This window comes from Spirosoma terrae (assembly GCF_010435915.1).
In the GTDB taxonomy this organism is placed as follows: Bacteria; Bacteroidota; Bacteroidia; order Cytophagales; family Spirosomataceae; genus Spirosoma; species Spirosoma terrae.
The window spans coordinates 522024-541169 of sequence record NZ_JAAFZH010000001.1 but is presented as its reverse complement, the minus strand read 5'-3'; the positions used below and the strand labels follow the sequence as shown (position 1 = coordinate 541169).

At 46.4% G+C, this 19146-nt stretch carries 19 protein-coding genes; 12 read left to right on the top strand and 7 right to left on the bottom strand.

The window, feature by feature from the left end; all coding sequences use genetic code 11:
* The first annotated feature begins 68 nt into the window (after nucleotides 1-68).
* The 7 genes from GK108_RS02405 to GK108_RS02375 all read left to right on the top strand — a co-directional run bounded on the left by GK108_RS02405 (nucleotide 69) and on the right by GK108_RS02375 (nucleotide 5212).
* On the top strand, nucleotides 69-740 hold the full coding sequence (locus GK108_RS02405) for a hypothetical protein (RefSeq protein WP_246224632.1): 672 nt from the start codon (nucleotides 69-71) through the stop codon (nucleotides 738-740).
* Nucleotides 741-817: 77 nt separating this feature from the next.
* Nucleotides 818-1063 (top strand): ATP synthase F1 subunit epsilon, encoded by a 246-nt coding sequence (atpC, locus tag GK108_RS02400; protein WP_163942185.1) that lies wholly within the window; start codon nucleotides 818-820, stop codon nucleotides 1061-1063.
* Between the two features lie 149 nt (nucleotides 1064-1212).
* Nucleotides 1213-2322: a sensor histidine kinase gene (locus tag GK108_RS02395; RefSeq protein WP_163942182.1), complete on the top strand. Its 1110-nt coding sequence runs from the start codon at nucleotides 1213-1215 to the stop codon at nucleotides 2320-2322.
* On the top strand, nucleotides 2319-3029 hold the full coding sequence (locus GK108_RS02390) for a LytR/AlgR family response regulator transcription factor (RefSeq protein ID WP_163942179.1): 711 nt from the start codon (nucleotides 2319-2321) through the stop codon (nucleotides 3027-3029). The genes GK108_RS02395 and GK108_RS02390 overlap by 4 nt, the downstream gene beginning before the upstream one ends.
* Before the next feature lie 149 nt (nucleotides 3030-3178).
* The gene (locus tag GK108_RS02385; protein WP_163942177.1) at nucleotides 3179-3913 is read left to right on the top strand and encodes a dioxygenase family protein; all 735 of its coding nucleotides are present in this window, start codon (nucleotides 3179-3181) and stop codon (nucleotides 3911-3913) included.
* Nucleotides 3914-3963: 50 nt separating this feature from the next.
* Entirely contained in the window at nucleotides 3964-4488 is a 525-nt protein-coding gene (locus tag GK108_RS02380; protein ID WP_163942174.1) for a hypothetical protein, read from the top strand.
* Between the two features lie 4 nt (nucleotides 4489-4492).
* Nucleotides 4493-5212, top strand: a complete 720-nt coding sequence (locus tag GK108_RS02375; protein ID WP_163942171.1) for a pirin family protein — start codon at nucleotides 4493-4495, stop codon at nucleotides 5210-5212.
* A gap of 99 nt (nucleotides 5213-5311) precedes the next feature.
* On the opposite strand, the gene gcvP is transcribed toward GK108_RS02375, so the two are convergent.
* The 3 genes from gcvP to GK108_RS02360 all read right to left on the bottom strand — a co-directional run bounded on the left by gcvP (nucleotide 5312) and on the right by GK108_RS02360 (nucleotide 10910).
* The gene (gene gcvP / locus GK108_RS02370) at nucleotides 5312-8230 is read right to left on the bottom strand and encodes an aminomethyl-transferring glycine dehydrogenase (protein ID WP_163942168.1); all 2919 of its coding nucleotides are present in this window, start codon (nucleotides 8228-8230) and stop codon (nucleotides 5312-5314) included.
* 77 nt (nucleotides 8231-8307) lie between these two features.
* A complete protein-coding gene (locus GK108_RS02365) occupies nucleotides 8308-9762 on the bottom strand; it encodes an MBOAT family O-acyltransferase (RefSeq protein ID WP_163942165.1) in 1455 nt (484 codons plus the stop codon).
* Between the two features lie 14 nt (nucleotides 9763-9776).
* On the bottom strand, nucleotides 9777-10910 hold the full coding sequence (locus GK108_RS02360; RefSeq protein ID WP_163942162.1) for an alginate O-acetyltransferase AlgX-related protein: 1134 nt from the start codon (nucleotides 10908-10910) through the stop codon (nucleotides 9777-9779).
* 297 nt (nucleotides 10911-11207) lie between these two features.
* On the opposite strand from GK108_RS02360, the gene GK108_RS02355 reads away from it, so the two are divergent.
* From GK108_RS02355 to GK108_RS02340, 4 genes are read left to right on the top strand one after another with little or no spacing between them, the layout of a single operon-like run.
* A complete protein-coding gene (locus GK108_RS02355; protein WP_212592700.1) occupies nucleotides 11208-12044 on the top strand; it encodes a glycosyltransferase family 2 protein in 837 nt (278 codons plus the stop codon).
* A gap of 6 nt (nucleotides 12045-12050) precedes the next feature.
* Nucleotides 12051-12818: a DUF268 domain-containing protein gene (locus tag GK108_RS02350; protein ID WP_163942159.1), complete on the top strand. Its 768-nt coding sequence runs from the start codon at nucleotides 12051-12053 to the stop codon at nucleotides 12816-12818.
* A 3-nt stretch (nucleotides 12819-12821) separates the two neighbouring features.
* Nucleotides 12822-13613: an FkbM family methyltransferase gene (locus GK108_RS02345; RefSeq protein ID WP_163942156.1), complete on the top strand. Its 792-nt coding sequence runs from the start codon at nucleotides 12822-12824 to the stop codon at nucleotides 13611-13613.
* A 29-nt stretch (nucleotides 13614-13642) separates the two neighbouring features.
* A complete protein-coding gene (locus GK108_RS02340; RefSeq protein ID WP_163942153.1) occupies nucleotides 13643-14509 on the top strand; it encodes an alpha-1,2-fucosyltransferase in 867 nt (288 codons plus the stop codon).
* A 5-nt stretch (nucleotides 14510-14514) separates the two neighbouring features.
* On the opposite strand, the gene GK108_RS02335 is transcribed toward GK108_RS02340, so the two are convergent.
* The 3 genes from GK108_RS02335 to GK108_RS02325 are packed head-to-tail and all read right to left on the bottom strand — an operon-like array spanning nucleotide 14515 to nucleotide 17652.
* The gene (locus tag GK108_RS02335; RefSeq protein WP_163942150.1) at nucleotides 14515-14892 is read right to left on the bottom strand and encodes a DUF2304 domain-containing protein; all 378 of its coding nucleotides are present in this window, start codon (nucleotides 14890-14892) and stop codon (nucleotides 14515-14517) included.
* Nucleotides 14892-15572 (bottom strand): glycosyltransferase family 2 protein, encoded by a 681-nt coding sequence (locus GK108_RS02330; RefSeq protein ID WP_163942148.1) that lies wholly within the window; start codon nucleotides 15570-15572, stop codon nucleotides 14892-14894. Before GK108_RS02330 ends, GK108_RS02335 begins: the two co-directional genes overlap by 1 nt.
* Nucleotides 15565-17652, bottom strand: coding sequence for a glucosyltransferase domain-containing protein (locus GK108_RS02325; RefSeq protein ID WP_246224631.1), 2088 nt, complete (start codon nucleotides 17650-17652; stop codon nucleotides 15565-15567). The genes GK108_RS02330 and GK108_RS02325 overlap by 8 nt, the downstream gene beginning before the upstream one ends.
* A 124-nt stretch (nucleotides 17653-17776) precedes the next feature.
* Between GK108_RS02325 and GK108_RS02320 the strand changes: the two genes are divergently transcribed.
* Entirely contained in the window at nucleotides 17777-18814 is a 1038-nt protein-coding gene (locus tag GK108_RS02320; protein WP_163942146.1) for a lysylphosphatidylglycerol synthase transmembrane domain-containing protein, read from the top strand.
* Here the strand turns inward: GK108_RS02320 and rhaM are convergent.
* Entirely contained in the window at nucleotides 18802-19116 is a 315-nt protein-coding gene (gene rhaM / locus GK108_RS02315) for an L-rhamnose mutarotase (RefSeq protein WP_163942143.1), read from the bottom strand. The genes GK108_RS02320 and rhaM overlap by 13 nt on opposite strands.
* Nucleotides 19117-19146 lie beyond the last annotated feature (30 nt).

Below are 19146 nucleotides of genomic sequence, written 5' to 3'. Positions count from 1 at the left end.
ACCGTATGCCAGAAACCAACCTTCTGTTCTCAAGTCTAATAGCTACAACAAAAACAAGTCTGGTTTTTATGAAAATGCACATTAGATTGAGTCTGGCAGCCACTATAGTACCTTTCTGCCTAGTATTAGGAACGGGGGCTTTTGCCCAACCCGAGATGTCCTTTGTGGAGATGGGGTTGACAGGAGGAGCTATTAACGAGGTTTCTATTGTTCCTGATTCTTTTCAGGACAGTGCATCAACGACCCATCTGGATAATGCAGTAGCGGCTCTGGAAAAAGGAGACAAAGCAGCAACCACACAGGAGTTGAAAGCTGGCATCGCCGGACTAGAAGCCGAAGCACAGCAAAAGCCAACCTCCTTTAAAGATAAACTCCTGTCTCAGGCCAGCAAGCTAAAAGCGCTACTTCCTTTGATTCCAACTGGGGCTTTAGGCAACGGCGCCTTAGCAAAGGCGGTTAGTCTGGCAAAGCTGGCTTCGGGCGGGAATAAACTGGAAGGGATTCTGGCAGCAGGATCACTCCTTGGCAAAGGTAGCCAGTTAACCAGCGGCTTAAGTGGAATCGGTAGTGCTTTGTCGGCACTCGGTGGCGGCACCCAGTCAACTGGCCAGTCGCTGATTTCAACTGCTCTGGGAACAGTTGGCAAACTAGATCAGGGTGGATTGGTTGCCAAGGCTGCGGAGCCCGCTGCAAAAACACAACTTACTAGCGTACTCAACTTCGTAAAAGGAGCTTTGTAATAAAATGAATGATGAATTATAAATGATTTTTAGACGTCTATTCATCATTCATCATTTATAACTCATCATTGAACAGTATGACCTTAGATATTATCACACCCGACCGGAAGGTCTTTTCTGGAGAAGCCAGCGCTGTTACGTTTCCGGGGAGCGAAGGGCAGTTTCAGGTTTTGAATGATCACGCCCCTATGGTTAGTACGTTGGCTCGTGGACCTATTGTCGTACAGTCATCGTCTGGTCAGCAAACCTTCACCGTTGACGGTGGCGTTGTTGAAATTCTACAAAACAAGGTACTGGTTCTTGCCGAAGCAGTAGTCGTGTAGATTTCCAACGACATTTCTTTTAGAGCGTTCGGTTGTCATAAACTGAGCGCTTTTTCTATGACTGAGTTTACCGACAAATAGTACCCGTTTACCGAGTTCTGTTTCAGGAACGAGTAGGGTTCATTACCTTTCTGCCTCCAGAATTGTATATGAACAGGAAACTATCCCTCATCGCCATTCATGTTCTTGGCTGCCTGCTTTTTTTAGCACTGCCCTACCTTTTTGTAGATGAAGGTTTTGCCCGATTAGATCAACTTTCGTACAATTCACACGAACAGCGTACTTTTCTTTCGTACGTATTTACGATTCTCTTCTTCTACCTCAACTATTACGTATTAATTCCCCGATTTTTCTTCGCAAAACACTACGTCGTTTATGGTCTATGTATTCTGATTAGCTTTCTACTCATTCAGCAAACACTCGCTATTGTCAACAGGCAAGGTTTTACTACGTCTTCGTCAATGCCACCGCCGGATCGAATGGAGCATCACTCGCCGTTTGCGTCAGACCAACGGCCACCCATGCCACCAGGCCACTTTCCTGAGCGGATGCCAAAGTACCCTCACCCCGACCGACCTCCCGAAATCAGCCAGACTTTTTTCCTTTTCTTAACGGGTTTCCTGCTGTCGCTGGCGATTCGGGTCAATAATCGGTGGCGCGAAACAGAACGAGCACGTTTGAACACGGAACTGTCTTATTTAAAAGCGCAGATCAACCCTCATTTTCTGTTCAATACGCTCAACAGTGTTTATTCGCTGGCTATTGAGCAATCCGATAAAACAGCTGAGGCCATTGCCCGTCTCTCAGCGCTAATGCGCTACGTTATTCAGGATGCAAACGGCAATCAGGTTCCTTTAAGAAAAGAACTGGAGTATATCACGCATTACGTTACGTTGCAAAAGCTACGTATCGATGATACTGCCCGAGTCGATTTTTCTATTACAGGAACGCCCAATGGTTTTCAAATTGCCCCGCTGATTCTGATTTCGTTCATTGAAAATGCCTTTAAATACGGCATCAACCCAAGCGAAGATTCTCATATTATAGTCACATTAGTGGTAGAACACGATGAACTTCATTGCCATGTTTTCAACAAAAAAGTGCATATTTCGCAAAACACCTTACCTACAAACGGCAGTGGTATTGGTCTGACGAATACGAAAACGCGTCTGGATCTGGTTTATCCAAATCAGCATCGTTTAGTCATCAATGACCAGCCTGCCAGCTTTACGGTCGATCTGTATCTTACGCTGACATGATTCGCGCTATTGCCCTAGACGATGAGCCCCCTGCCCTCCGGGTACTCGCCAGCTTTTGTGGCCGGCTCGATTTTATTGACTTACAGAAGACGTTTGTTCGCATGGATGAGGCATTAGATTATCTGACCAACTTTCCGGTTGATCTTTTGTTTCTCGACATCAACATGCCTGCGTTGTCGGGTCTCGATTTTCATAAGCTTCTGCCACGGCCTATACTGGTTATTTTCACGACGGCTTATTCTGAATATGCCGTTGATGGTTTCACGCTTAATGCGGTTGATTATCTGCTCAAGCCTTTCACGTTCGAGCGATTCGATCAGGCTGTCCATAAAGCCCAGGACGCCTATCGATTCAGGCAGCAACAAGCAGAAGAAAGTAAACCTACCTTCCTATACGTTCGAGCTGATTATCGGCTTTATCAGATTCCTTTAGCCGATATTCTATTCATTGAAGGGCTCGACGATTATATAAAAATTCACCGCCAGCAAGACAAACCCGTAGTTTGCCGGATGACCATGAAAGCCATATTGCAACAATTGCCTGATACGGTCCGATCAGCAGAAGGCTTTATTCGGGTCCATCGCTCCTTTATTGTACCGCTACATCGAATTGAAGCGGTGCAAAACAAAACAATCCTTCTGGCCGGACGCGAAATTCCCATCGGTGCCAGTTACGAAACCGAATTCTTTCAACAATTCAGATCGTAAGTCTAAACAATGCTACTGGTCAGCTTATGAGCCCGGCTATTTTACCGGCACAATCCTCTCATTTACCTCAAATAGCCCATTCAATACAACGATCCTGTTTGTCTCTGCGTATTAGCTACTAAATACCAAAACGTGTATCGTAAAAAGATATGGAACGCAAAGAGTTTTTGAAAAGAGGGTTCGGTAGCCTGCTCGGAATTGCCGCTATTAATGCCTGCAAAAGTACAGACGTTGACCCTACTACATCGACGGGCACCAGTACGTCGACCGGATCAACCAATGGTAGCTCATCCAGTAATTGTACGGTTACGCCAACGGAAACGGAAGGCCCCTTTCCAACCAAATCGCCCGCTAATTTTGTTCGTAAAGACATTCGCGACGACCGTACAGGTGTTGCCTTTACGATGAATATTACGATCAAAAATGCCAATGCAAGTTGCGCGGCTCTTTCCGGCGCTCTGATTGATGTATGGCATTGTGATAAGGATGGTAATTATTCGGAGTATGGCGGGACAGGCATGCAGAGCACGAATTATACATCCGTTGACTTTCTGCGTGGACGTCAGACGACCGATTCAAATGGCCTCGTTACGTTCACTTCTATTTTTCCTGGCTGGTATTCAGGACGGGCGCCACACATCCATGTACACATTTATAATGCATCAGGCAAATCATTGTTGGTGACACAGATTGCCTTTCCGTACGACATCTGCAATACGGTCTACACAACTGGCCAGTCGTATGGATACACCAAAGGGGCACAAGACACGACTAACGAACGCGATAACGTATTTGGCGACGGATATACAAACGAACTCGCTACGGTATCCGGCAGCTTATCGGGCGGTTATACATTAACCCACACCATTGTTGTTAGCGCTTAACAGAACAAAGGCTCCGTTTAGAGACATACTCTGAACGGGGTGAGTTTCATATGACAAAGGGCCTCATTCGTCTGAGTTATCGAAAAATCATCGATGCCTCGTCCCAGAAGCTCTGGGATAAATATGTATTCGACGATACGCACATGGAGTTTTATATGCAAGCTCAGCTTTATAACAAAGACGATAAGTACAATACATTTCAGGAACTCATCGACAATGTTCCGCAGGCCGAAAAGCTCCATTATCTGACAAGCCGGGCTGCTGTTGGCTATATACGCCAGTTAAACGGAGTTATACCTGATGTTCTCAATAGCTCGGGGAAAGTATGCCTGCCTTTTACGCAGTTTACATTTGAGATTCTGCGCTCACACGTTAGCAATAAGGACATGCACAAAATTGCTCTTACTTTTTATAGTGAGCCGATAACCTGGATTGATACGTTGGGCGACGCACTGCTGATTGCGTATGGCGACAAACGGGAATCCTTGTCGAATGGTGATGAGGTTGAAACCGACACACTTTACTTACAACCTTTTCTGAGCATTTCGTCATTACAAGCAACCAGACCATCGTAAAAACATGGATACGCAAACAGAAGCCCAGATTTACCTATCCGATCAGCGAGGAAGTTCGCAGCTCGACTCGTTCCAGAGCTTTCACAGCTTCAACTTTGGGAGTTATTTTGATGAAAGCCGGAAACCTTTCGGTACGCTTCAACTCATCAATGACACGACTCTGAAGGCCGGTCACAGCCTCCATATGAGAGTTGAGCAACATACGGATGTTATCATCATTCCATTGATAGGAGGTCTTGAATATACCAGCAGCGTAGGTAACGGGTTTCTGGAAGCCGGACAGGCAGAAATCGTCTCACTGGCAGCGGGTATGAATTATCAGATCATCAATCCATACGAAAACGAACGTATTAACTTCCTCGACATCTGGATAGCTGCCGATACATCTTCATTCACCCCTACGTTACGTCAAACCAATTTTGACATTAACAATACCAACAAGCTTGTACCTGTTTTCACGAATCAACGTAGTCAGGGGCTTATAGGTAAATATGGCGGTCGGCAGGAGGGCTTTTTTCAGTTATCAACGCAGGCCGAAACTGGAGTTTTTGTGTTTGTTCTTAGCGGTGTTTTTGAAGTGCAGAACCGATTACTCCACGACCGGGACGGGTTATCTTTGGTGAATCCTAAAGATGGGATTATCGAATTTGAGGCCTTATCGAACGATGCAATTTTATTGCTGATAGAGATTCCACTCACCAACGTGCATAGTCACTACGCGTAGCTATCAGCGAATACAATCTTTTTCCATAAATCAGTAATAAAAAACCCGTCATACTGTTGCATGGCGGGTTTTTCGTTAAGAGCAGAAAGCTCGTTTAGCTTATGCCTGCTGTGTAGCGACAGCCTCTTCAGCAGCTTCAGTAGCATATGCTTCTGTCGGAACACAAGCGCACACCAGGTTACGATCCCCATATGCAGAATCGATACGGCTTACGCTCGGCCAGAACTTGCGGGCTCGCAGGTAAGGTAACGGATAAACCGCTTTCTCCCGGCTATAAGGTCGATCCCATGTATCAGAAAGGGCCACCGTTGCGGTGTGTGGTGCATTCTTCAATACGTTATTTATCCGATCTGCCGCGCCGGTTTCGATCTCCCGAATTTCTTCCCGAATGGCAATCATAGCATCGCAGAATCGATCCAGTTCCGATTTCGATTCCGATTCGGTTGGCTCAATCATTAACGTACCAGCAACCGGGAATGAGACGGTTGGCGCATGGAAACCATAATCCATCAAACGCTTGGCAATATCTTCAACCTCAACGCCAGCGGCTGCCTTAAATGGCCGACACTCCACGATCATTTCGTGGGCAGCCCGACCATTGGCACCCGAGTACAGTGTTTCGTAATGCCCGTTTAAGCGAGCCTTAATATAATTCGCGTTCAGGATAGCACGCTTCGTCGCATTTGTTAACCCTTCGCCACCCATCATCGCGATATAGGCGTACGAAATCGTTAAAATGCTGGCCGATCCATATGGAGCCGCCGATACCGCATGGATAGCCTGATCGCCACCGGTGTGTACAAGTGCGTGCCCTGGCAGAAAAGGAGCCAGATGGGCCGCTACACCAATAGGCCCCATACCAGGGCCACCACCACCATGAGGTATACAGAATGTTTTGTGCAGATTCAGGTGGCAAACATCAGCGCCAATAGTAGCAGGCGATGTCAGGCCGACCTGAGCATTCATATTAGCACCGTCCATATAAACCTGCCCGCCGTTGGTATGGATGATTTCGCAGATTTCCTTAATACTTTCTTCGAAAACGCCGTGCGTTGATGGATAGGTCACCATCAGACAAGACAGTTCGTTGCTGTATTGCTCAGCTTTCGCTTTCAGATCCGCTACGTCGATGTTACCGCGCTCATCGCATTTAACGATAACAACTTTCATACCGGCCATCACGGCACTGGCCGGGTTGGTACCGTGTGCCGACTGAGGAATCAACGAAACCGTACGGTGCTGATCTCCGCGGCTTTCGTGATACGCCCGAATAACCATCAGACCCGCATATTCACCCTGCGCTCCCGAATTTGGCTGCAACGACATGGCAGCAAAACCCGTGATTTCGCAAAGCCAATCATTGAGATCGCTAAAAATCTGCTGATATCCGGCAACCTGGTCTTTGGGTACAAAGGGATGCAGCTTACCAATCTCAGGCCACGTAACTGGTATCATTTCAGCCGTAGCATTCAGCTTCATGGTACAGCTACCGAGCGAAATCATGGAATGAACCAGCGAAAGGTCTTTTTCCTCCAATGATTTCAGGTAACGTAGCATTTCATGCTCGGTATGATGCGTATTGAATACCGGATGAGTCAGATAGTCGGATTGCCGAACAAGACGTTCTGGCCAGGTAATTTTCAGATCAGCCAGAATGGCCTCCAAATCGCACTTAGCGCCAAAAACGGTTAGAAGTTCTGTTACGTCCTCCAACGTCTTCACTTCGTCAAATGAAACACTAACACGCTCACCATCGGGCCAGTAACGTAAATTGATGTGAGTAGCCCGGGCCGATTTCTTGAGCGATTCAACATCGCCAACTTTTACCGTTACTGTATCGAAATAATTTTCGGTACAAACCTCATGAGCACTCCAGCGCAGCGCGGTCGTAAATACGTTGGTCAACCCATGCACCTTCTCCGCAATTGTCCGGAGCCGCTTTGGGCCATGATAGACCGCATAGCTACCAGCCATAACCGCCAACAGCACCTGTGCCGTACAAATATTAGACGTAGCTTTTTCCCGACGGATGTGCTGTTCACGCGTTTGCAGAGCCATCCGCAGAGCAGGCTTCCCTTCGGCATCCTGCGATACGCCGATAATACGTCCGGGAATCTGGCGTTTGAACGCATCACGGGTAGCAAAATAAGCCGCATGTGGTCCACCATAGCCCATAGGCACGCCGAACCGTTGCGCCGAACCAACCACTACATCGGCCCCCATTTCGCCCGGGGGAGTCAGCAATGTTAACGCCAGCAAATCGGCAGCCACAGCCGTCGTAATACCTAGTTCATGAGCAGCCGCAAACAGATCGGTATAATCAAACACTTCGCCATCGGAGGCTGGATACTGAAGCAGCAGACCAAAAATATCGCCATTCGTTAAATCAACAGTACGGTGATCACCGATCAATACGTTGATTCCAAGGGGCGTAGCACGGGTCAGTACTACGTCGATGGTTTGAGGATGAGACCGCTCCGAAACAAAGAACGTAGTAGCTGTCTTCTTTGAAGCGGGACGCATGGCATAGAGCATATGCATCGCTTCAGCGGCTGCCGTTCCTTCGTCGAGTAACGACGCATTGGCCAAATCCATACCGGTCAGATCAGAAACAACGGTTTGGAAATTCAGCAATGCCTCCAGACGCCCCTGCGCAATCTCGGCCTGATAAGGCGTATAAGCCGTATACCAACCCGGATTTTCGAGAATGTTACGTAGTATTACGTTAGGCGTAATAGTGTCGTAATAACCCGTGCCGATATATGATTTAAATAGTTTATTTTGACTGGCGAGCTTTTTAAAATCAGTCAGGAACTGAGTTTCAGATTTAGGCTCAGGCAGATTAAGTGGGCGAGAAAGCCGAATTGCTGCCGGTACCGTTTGTTCTATCAGTTCGTCGATGGATTGGACCGAGAGGCCGGTCGCTGCAATGGTCTGGAGCATTTCGGACTGAGCCGCATCAGTCTGACCGTGGTGACGATCTTCGAATGACTCCTGGTAACGAAGGTTCAACTTCATTGAAATATAGCTTCTGTATAAGATGCAAATTTACATAACAGTATGGTAAAATTTGTATGATGAAGCTATAGCAGGCATCAGAACCTGAAATAAATGAATGGATTATACGTATCAGCAGCCAGATACATAACCGCCATAATAAACAATCCGAAGAGGCCGATAATATACCCCATGTCCATTACGTACCGTATGATGGGTAGACCAGCACGAATTTGGATTCGCTGCCAAAACTGCTGAAAAGAATGATAAACCGGCATGGCAAATAAAAACCCCAGCAGTAACGAGCCAACGACCTCCTGGCTCAGGAAGTACGTAATCGGATAAGCTAAAGGAATGGTCGATTGCGCAGGCACGGGCAGTGCACCCGCCATCTTTTGAAGATAAATAATAGCATCCTCCAATGTTTCGGCCCGGAAGAAAACCCATCCAATCAGAACAACCAGCAGGGTATACACATGAGCCAATGGTGCCCAAACCCGCTCAAGCTGCTTGCTAAGCCCCGCTCGTTCAGCCAACTGAAAAACGCCATGATAGAGACCCCAGACAATAAAATTCCAGCTGGCTCCGTGCCAAAGTCCGGTCACGAAAAAGACAATCAGCAGGTTGCGATACGTGCGAACTTTGCTACCTCGGTTGCCACCAAGTGGTATGTATAAATAATCCCGAAACCAGCTCGACAGCGAAATATGCCAGCGTCGCCAGAAATCCTGAATTGACCGGGCAATGTATGGATAATTGAAGTTCTCCTTAAAATCGAACCCAACCATTTTTCCCAGGCCTATCGCCATGTCGGAGTAGCCCGAGAAATCGAAATAAATTTGTAGGGAATAAGCAATTATTCCTAACCAGGCTGTCGAGGTAGAATAGCTGTCAGAGGGAGCGTTAAAAATGGTATCGGCAAGCTTGGCAAACGTATTGGCAAGCAGAACCTTTTTACCCAATCCGATGATAAACCGCTCGGCCCCGACGCCAAACTTCTCAATAGTAACGTACCGTTCGACCAGTTCTGGGGCAATATCGGCATAGCGAACAATGGGTCCTGCTATCTGATGCGGAAACATAGCTACGTACGTACCGAAATCTAAAAAACTCTTATTAGCCCGAATTCGGCCCCAATAAATATCCAGTGTGTATGAAATCCCCTGAAACGTATAAAAACTGATACCAATCGGTAACGCGATATGAGCCAGCGACATACTATCAGCGACCGATACACCCAATGCCTTAGCCAGTCCCTGGGCGGTATCCATGGCGAAGTTTGAGTATTTGAAATAGAAAAGAAGCGATAAACTACCGACCAGCGAAAGCCATAACCCAGCCCGACGATTCCCATGTTCAATAAGGCTTCCCGCTACGTAGTTAATTCCGGCCGATAACAATAAGATGGCAACAACGACTCCCTCTCCCCAGGCGTAGAAAATAAGGCTGGCACCAAATAAAAAGGCATTATGCCATCGCCGGGGCAAACAGTAATAGACAATTAAAAAGATAGGTAAATAAAAAAAGAGAAAAGTCGCTGAACTGAATAACATATTTACAGGTGTGTTTAAAACCGAGCCAGCCAGTCCAGATTCCGTTCAACAATTTCGATGACAACAATATCAGGTTGCTCTGCCTGCACCAGGGCAGGATCGAATCGGCTCGTACGGACAAAATACGATTCGCGAAAATAACCCGGCAGAAACTGTGTCATGCTGTGAGAGAACGAATCACCAATCAATAGCAATTTAGGACCCTTGGCATTGGCCCCTGCAAACCGCAACGATGGGAATCCGGAACGGGCGCGGCCCGTGACCGTATCAGGCACCTCAGCTAGTTGGCGAGCGGCTACGGATATAAGCGGTTTTATGTCATAAAAAACCTTATCTTTTATAACATTTTCCAGCATCAGCATCTGTACCAAATCCCCGCCCACTCCTTTCGTACGAGCAATTTGGTAATTAGCCAATTGAGCGGCTGGCACATTCCCAAAATCATGATGAATGCGATTTAGCAAACTAGCACAGCCTACCAGCGTACCATAGTCGTTCCAATGCGTATCGGTCTGGTAATATACGACATGCTTAGCCTTAGCTTTCCGCAAGGTATCACGCACATCAATAAACGGTAAGTTTGTATTACGTGTAACGTATTGACTCAGCACATCAAGCCGGGATGGCCTGTCGCTCACCTGCATTTCGCTCGGCAAATATTCGGGATAAATCGTGTGCGAATCTGGCGCAATAAATACATACAACTTTCGCCCCTGGCTGGCCAGCTGATTTTGGTAACCTACCAGATTCTGACCAATAATCTGTGCTGAATCAGCAGAAAGAGGGATTAAGCCGCGATGCTGATCAATTACTCTATTATAACTGTTGCCCAGATAGAGCCAATTGTCGTGGCCCACTATTACTTTTTCGGGTAAGGGAGATTCGTTAAGCACCCGTAATTTCCAGCGGCTATAGGTGTAAAATAGCGCATTACGGAAGCCAAAATTCTCTTTGTAATATCGATCAAACTGTTTAGCAAACGTACCTACATGCGGCCAGTGAAAACGAGGAAATCCTTCAAGCCTCCGATTTTCGGACTGCCTGACGCCAGACGATAAACCTAAAAACTGATCGGCAAACGGTAAAAGCAGGAAGATGCCAAAACCAATGGCCAATCCAATAAATCGCAGCGATTTTTTATCTGACATACAACGCAATAATAATCCCTCATCTGCTCTTTCATAGCAGATTCATAGTGAGATGGGACTACGATTAATGCCCAAAAATATAAAAAAAGCGTAAACTGCTGGGTAATTTTGAGTAAGGGGTATAGGATGCACTGAGGCCAGGAAACAAAACCCGGTTTAGCCGGGCATCATAGTATTTTTATAACTTGACCCAAACTCACTACGTCATTACTGATTAGTTGCGGCCCCGATTGCCTGAAATCAAAATCTGCCCCCGGCAAACGTAGTGATGGCCCGATAATTGTAGAACCAGGCTTGATGAATACGCAAACCAATCCTTTAGTATCGGTTATTATACCCGTCTACAATGGGGAACGTTTCATTAGTGAATCCATACAAAGCATTTTAAATCAATCCTATACCAATTTTGAAGTCCTCGTCCTTGACAATGGGTCAACCGACAAAACGCAGGATATACTGGCCAATTTTGCCCGGCTCGATAATCGGATTCGGATTATTCTGGAATCGAAGCCGTTGGGTTATGGGGGCGAAGTGGCCAGCAACGTAGCAGCCCGGCAGGCAAACGGCCTATTCATTGCCAAACTTGATGCCGATGACGTAGCAACGCCCGATCGACTAGCGAAACAGGTTACCTTTCTGCTTGCTCATCCAGACATTTTTATGGTAGGCAGCCAGTTGACACTCATCGACGAAGCCGGTAACGTAACGGGTTCCAGAGCGTACCCCACCGACCACGATGCTATCTACAATGAGTTTTATCTGAGGTTCCCGATGGCCAATCCAGCCGTCATGTATCGAAACATACTACAAGACGATCTGTATCAGATTCGGTTTCCGCATTTTAATGATTATTACAGCTTATTTTTACTGATACGTAACGGATATCGTATGCATAATTTGCCCGAGCCATTAACGGCTTACCGAATCCATACCGCCAATACCGTTTTCACGAACCTGAGAGCTAAATGGCGTAGTAATATGGCAATAAAGGAAAGTTTTGTTCGTGAATTTGGCTACAAGGCTTCCAAAACACACCAAATCAAACTGGTAATGATCACCTGGGCCATTAACCTGCTGCCCGAACGATTTCTAACCAGCATAATGAACCAGGCTCGTCAGGTATTAAAAGCATAATAGATTATGATAGGACGCATTCTTAAACTTGGCTCGCAACTCGTGTGGGGAGGAGTTAAAGCCGTTCCCGCTTATGTTAACGATTATTTTACGTTAAAAAAGCAACTAAACGGCCATTCCGACTTTCCGATACGTAGCTACTACCCAGCTATTTTTGACCGATATGCAGAAAGTGGCGAACTGATAAAACATTATTTCCTGCAGGACTTATACGTAGCACAGCGGATCTTTAAAAACAATCCCGTTAAACACATGGACATTGGGTCGCGGATTGATGGCTTTGTGGGGCATGTGGCTACTTTCCGACCCATCGAAATTATTGACATTCGTCCGCTAAACCGGGCCATTCCTAATGTTAGTTTTCGGCAGGCCGATTTAATGAATCTTCCGCCCGACCTTGTTCACTCAACCGACTCAATCTCGGCCCTTCACGCTATTGAACATTTTGGGCTGGGACGATATGGCGACCCAATTGATGCCAATGGTCACCTCAAAGCCCTCGACAACATTCGGCAGATTATTAAACCCGGCGGCACGTTTTATTTTTCATCGCCTATTGGGCCGCAGGGTATCGTTTACAACGCCCACCGAGTCTTTTCAATTCGTTACCTGCTTAACTTATTTGAACCTCACTACGTTATCAATCGCTTTTCGTATATTGATGACAATGAGATACTTGTCGAAAATGCCGACTGGTATTCAGAGGCCGCACAAACAAACTTTGGTTGTTCTTACGGCTGCGGAATTTTTGAAATGACCCGACGATCAGAGTAAGCAATGAAGAAATTTCTACAATGGCTATTAGCCCCGATTCGTGTTACGTTGCTCCAGCCCGTTTACGAAAAGCTGTATCTGTTCACACTCTATGCCATGAATTATGGCGGAGGATCGTTTACCGATGAAAGTGGCGAACGTTACGTTGTTCGTTATGTTAGCCGTAAAATAGCTTCCGACAACAGGAGGGCTATTATCTTCGATGTAGGTGCAAACGTAGGCACATATGCCCGTATGTGGCTTAACGAGATTGAATCTACCATTTTAATACATTGTTTTGAACCCTCGAGGGCTACTTATCAAACCCTGACGACCAATTTACCGGAGCCAACGGTTCAAAAGCATAACATCGGTCTAAGTGATCACAGTGGCGAATTAGCACTATTTACCGACGCCGAACAGTCAGGAATGGCTTCCGTCTATGAACGTGACTTACAACACATTAACGTAGCGTTTGCTCAACAGGAAATTTCTACGTTCAGCACAGTCGATGAGTTTTCTCTTGCTAACTGCATTACGCAAATCGATTTACTGAAAATTGATGTTGAAGGGCACGAATTAGCAGTTTTAAAGGGAGCCAGACAGATGATTAGCGAACAGCGGGTTCGGTTTATCCAGTTCGAATTTGGGGGCACCAGTATCGACTCACGTACGTATTTCCGCGATTTCTGGCATCTTCTCTCCCCGAACTACACGCTATACCGGATTGTGGGCAATGGCCTGCGCCGGATTAACTCTTACTCGGAGTTCCTGGAGATATTCGTTACCGTTAATTTTCTGGCAGAACGTAAATAAACGATTCCTTTTTCGGGCAGGTCTGACATATGGTAATTTCTATCCTTGCAGGTGGATTAGGGAATCAGCTTTTCCAGTATTCATTTGGCTTTAGACTAGCCTGCCAGCTCCAAACCCCACTCCGACTTGAACGGCATTTACTCGATAGCCGGTTGCTGGCCCGAGTTCGTCAGTACACGGCTCGCCAGTACGAACTCGATGTATTTGGCATCGAGCAACGTGAAGCCTCGTTAGCTGATACGTTAGGCGGCTTGGGTAAAGCGCTTATTCCGGGTTTCAGCGCTATTTTTTTACGGGAGAATGCTCAAACGTCGTTAGATGTGATTACTCCTAACATCAGCGATGTAGTTTGTTTGGGCTATTGGCAGTCGGACTCTTATTTCCAGCCAGTCTCAGCAGCTTTACGTAACCAGTTAATTTTTCGAAAGCCAGTTTCTGAACAAACAAGACGGATAGCGGATTCAATCAGGGCTCACAGCAATGCTACGTTTGTGCATATACGTCGTGGCGATTATGTTTCCAATGCCACCGCAAATCAACATCATGGAGTGTGCGACGTATCGTATTATCGACAGGCTGTCAAATCACTACGTGATCAGGTAGCCAATGCCCATCTTTTTGTGTTTTCCGACGACCAGGCCTGGGTTAGGCAGGAGTTAGCGAATGTACTGGGATCCGCTACGTTCATTGATCACAACAAAACCACTGATAGCTGGCAGGATATGTATCTGATGAGCCTGTGCCGACATGGCATCGTTGCCAACAGTTCGTTCAGTTGGTGGGGTGCCTGGTTAAATGGCGAAACGAATCGAATCGTTATTGCCCCTAAACAGTGGTTTGCCAACCAACCCATTGCTAATGAGCGAATTACTCCGACTTATTGGCATCGACTGTAGTATGTTTAGTGCACATTTTCTCTTCCTTTGCGTGCGTGATTGTTTCGGCAGTTTTTGATAGCGTTCTGTCGGATAATCTGGGTTAAAATAATATCATGCTGCAGCAGTCGGCGGTACAATACGGCAATTAGCAGAAGAAACCCCGTAAACAGTAAATAAAAGACCAAATCGACGCCCCGTCCTACACCCAGCCGGTTGGCAATGTAATAAGGCAGCTCAGGCACAGTCACAAACAAAATACCTGTCAGAACGATAGCAACGAAGAACAAACGGTATAGCAGACGGTTCCGAAACAACCGTAATGAAGCCACAGCGACCACCATCAGCAATAAAGACAGCAGTAATTGTATGGGCGTGAAATGAAGTTGAATATCAGCCTGCATTAGCGGAAATATTTATTAATGAACACATCGATCAATATATCAATTGCACCCTGCCAGCGTTGCCCTTTCACCTGAGAATATTCAGTATAAATAATATGAGTTGGCGATTCTATGTAGTGAAGTCGATTTCTACGAACCTGCATCAGAATTTCGGTGGCATGAGCCATGCGGTTTTCCTTGAGCTGAATAGAACGTAGCGCTTGTCTGTTCATAACCCGAAATCCATTATGTGCATCAGAAAGCCACAAACCTGTCAGCAGTCCATTTACCACCCTGGCTACTCGCAACAAAAAACGCCTTAGGCGTGGTATAGCCAGAAGATCCTCCTGCCGCATGAATCTTGAGCCCAGAACCACATCAGTTTTCTGAGTTTTGAGGACTTCAATAAACCGATCAATATCAGCTGGATTGTGCTGTCCATCCGCATCGAAATGAACGACAATATCGGCCCCTTGTTGCAGAGCAAAATCCATCCCAGTTTGCAAAGCTGCCCCCTGGCCAAGATTGATGTCGTGCCGAACGTAGTAGATCGGTAAATCACGAACAGCGTTGGCCGTATCGTCGGTCGAAGCATCATCGACCAGAACAATGTGGTACTGATTTCCCAGCGATCGTATCGTCTGGCGAATAACCTTTCCTTCATTGAAGGCTGGTATTATGACATAGATCTGGTCAGTCATTGGTTCGATAGATTTCAAGATTACCCATTTTTGCAACTTGCTTCATGCATCGAATTTCTACCGGCTGTGGCGTACGATCAAAAATAATATACCGTACGTTTAGCTTTCTGAGTTTAGGCGAACAAGGATCGAGCGCTACCTGATAACCGTCTTCAAAATTGCTCTGCATGATAACGGTATCCGGATGAACCGGGTCGATATACGTATTGTAGATGGCATGAGCATAGCGGTTGTAGGCAGAGTCTCGCTTAGCCGTAGGGTCTAATACTCGCATTGTTTTAAAGTCGGGCTGGTTTTTTACGCCACTGAGCTGATTAACACCAGTTGCCGTAACGATATACGTAATATACTGATTACCAAGCACAACCCAGCGAGCCTCAGGCTCCTGAAGATGAATTTCCCGTACTTTTTTGTAGAGCGCATTATCGGTTATTGGCGTCATTCCTTTGCCAACCGGGTTGATTTTCAGGTTGGGTAAAGTAAAGAAAACCACGGCTCCAACCACCGCAATTTCTTTACTCGGGAAATTGACAACGGGCAGCAACAGCCAATTGAGCACGATGAAGAACAGCGTGGGTAAGAACAACTGATACGATTTGTAAACGCCCTGCGCATCGTCCAGATTCAGCCAGGCCGCGTAAACCATAAAGCCAATGACCGCCACTGAAAGTGCTGCCACTAACGAACCCTCTACTTTTATCTTCTTTGCATGGATATACCCCATGTAGAGTACGGCCAGCACCACGTTAGCGATACCGAAGGGGATTTGTGTTCGACGGGTTGGACTGACATCTAATAACGTTGCTTTTGCCAGAAAAGCGGGAAAGCCTATTTCAATCCAGATCAGCAAAACCAATACGTATCCCAGAATAATGGCCAGCAGAGGATCTATCTTTTTAGTCCGGATAAAGTAAATTAGCGTACTTACCGCAATAACGGGTGTGAACGTAATGAAATGCGATAATTCGCAGATATTCAACCAGGTCTGAGGAAATTTCTGATCAGATAGCAACCATCCGGCGTAGTATTCCGAAAACCAGTTTGCCACAAATCCTGTCCCACCCGTTTCGCTACGTTTACCCGGATAAACCGTATTGGACATTACGTCGATCGTTGACTTGGCATCCAGGTAATACATATAGAAAATGAACCCCATACTGGCAAAAGCCACTGCAAAAACGCCTAGCTTGAGCCAAATCTTACTGAACAACAACTCTTTATTAAAATGCTGCCAGGTATAACCGACTAGCAAAAACACCAGCAAATACCCTAGCGGAACCTGGTAAGGCGGGTATAAGGTCAGTGCGAACATCGAGAAGCACCAGAAAAACAAAATACCGGCAATCAGAATAGTTCTGGTTTTCGTAGCAAAAAACATGTATGCCGAGGCAATCAGCATTCCAAACCCGGAATAAATACTAGTCAGTAAGAAAAACGACCACCAGGCCAGCCCAGGGGAGAAAATGAGCCAGATGGCTCCTAAAACTGATAACCAGAACTGATTTCGGGTCAGAAGCATAAAAGCCAGCATGACAGAAATCAGCCCAAAGCACAAAATAAAATTCCAGCGCCAGGCAAACCCATGATCAACATCAAACAGATAAAACCCCCAATAGTCGGGTCTAAAGAATGAAATAAAGTGATTAATAGGAAAATAGCCTACCAGCGCTACTTTTTCGCCACCAATGGCTGGATTTTCGAGCGGGAACCCCTGATTGGCCTGCGACAGCATGAACGGCGCTAGAATGGCCCACTCGTCCATACGTATCGGTTTGGGATTACCCGAGATAATACCCCGTTTGGCATCCGACCCATCGGGCATAATGGTGTTCCACATACCGATCGACGAATAGTTGATCTTCGCCAGTGTTAACACCAGAAACAGGCCGATACAGAGGCCAATAGACCACTTGACCCGTTTATCGAAACGTATTAATTCAAAAGGCCGGTCTGACTCATCAATTGCGGTAGGAATGGTTGGTGTTGATTCTACTGGAATAGAATTTGATTGTGTTTTAGACGGTTTAACTACCTGACTGGTCGCATTGATAGGATTAGGGACTTTCCTTTTCTTTGACATGAGAGAATACTATCTATCTGATTGGGCTATGGGTACTCTTTCTATTACCTAATCAAACTTACCAATACCGTGCCAGTCTGCCAAAATTCAGTAATGTGTTTATGAAATTCACTAATTTGCCAACATGAATAGCCCATTTATACGGCAAGTAGTGCCGATTGTAGTAGCGGTTGGCCTGCTGTGGTACGTCCTGAAAGATGTTCCAATTGCCGAGCTTTCAGCCCAGTTCCAGCAAGCCAATTACCAGTGGTTGTTCATGGCAGGCGTAACTATTGCCATCTATCATCTCGTTCGGGCTTCCCGCTGGCAGCTCACTCTTCAGGCGATGGACTATACCCCTTCTTTGTTCAGGACTGTCATAGCATTACTGGCGGGCGCAATGGCCAGTATGATCATTCCCGGTGCCGGTGAACTCACCCGGTGCGGCACCCTGCAACGTACTGACAATGTTCCTATAGCTCAAGGATTAGGATCGGTTGTTGCCGAACGGGTGATCGATATTTTAATGCTGTTTATTCTGATTGCACTAACGTTTTTTCTGGAATTTAAACGAGTAGGGCAATTCCTGACCAACCTACTCAGTCCCTTGTTGCCTGACGCCTACACGAGCGGCAGCTATACCCTACTTTTAGCTGGTTCTGCCGGAATAGTATTGGCAGGGATTGCCTTCATCTACTCGCTAGTACAGAACCAAGCCTACCGCCAGCATCCACTGGTCCAGCGAATCAATGGTGTTCTTCACAACGTAGCGAAGGGCTTTATGTCCATTAAAAAAGTAAAGAAGCCTGTTCTGTTTGTCGTTTTAACCGTAACCAGTTATGTAGTTGCCTTTTTAACAACATATCTGTTATTTTTCGCATCATCCCAAACCGTGTCGCTGCCACCTTCGGCCGCTTTAACCATTCTGACCGTGAGTTCATTGGGAGGTATTGCGGTGCCAACGCAAGGCGGCATCGGTACATACCACTTTCTGGTTAGCAGGGTTCTTATGCTTTATGGTATGGATGAAACTGCCAGCGTAGTAATGGCCACCTTCCTACATGCCGCCCAGACCGCTTTTTCGCTTCTATTCAGCAGTCTTAGTTTCTTGATTGTACCGATACTGATCAAACAAAAGAAAAACCCTGCTAATGACTCTTTACTCTCCAATCAATCCATATGAAAGACCGATTCCAACCGAACAGCCACGGGGGAGTTATCGGGATTGGTGTCCATCAGGTCAGCCATATAGGCCCACCAGCGCTTCATTACGGGCAAACTAGGCAGCAGGTCGGCAGTATGGCCTTCCAGCCGTTTTTGAACGCCGAATAACGTACCACTCGACCGGTCCAGAAAAATAGAGTAATCGCGAATACCCGCTTCCGTCAGGGCAGCCGAAAGTTCGGGCCATATTTCGTCGTGACGGCGTTTATACTCGGCTTCATTTCCTGGCTTCAATTTCATGGCGAATGCGATTTCTTCCATAGATCCTATCTTTTTTATTCTCCCTAAAAA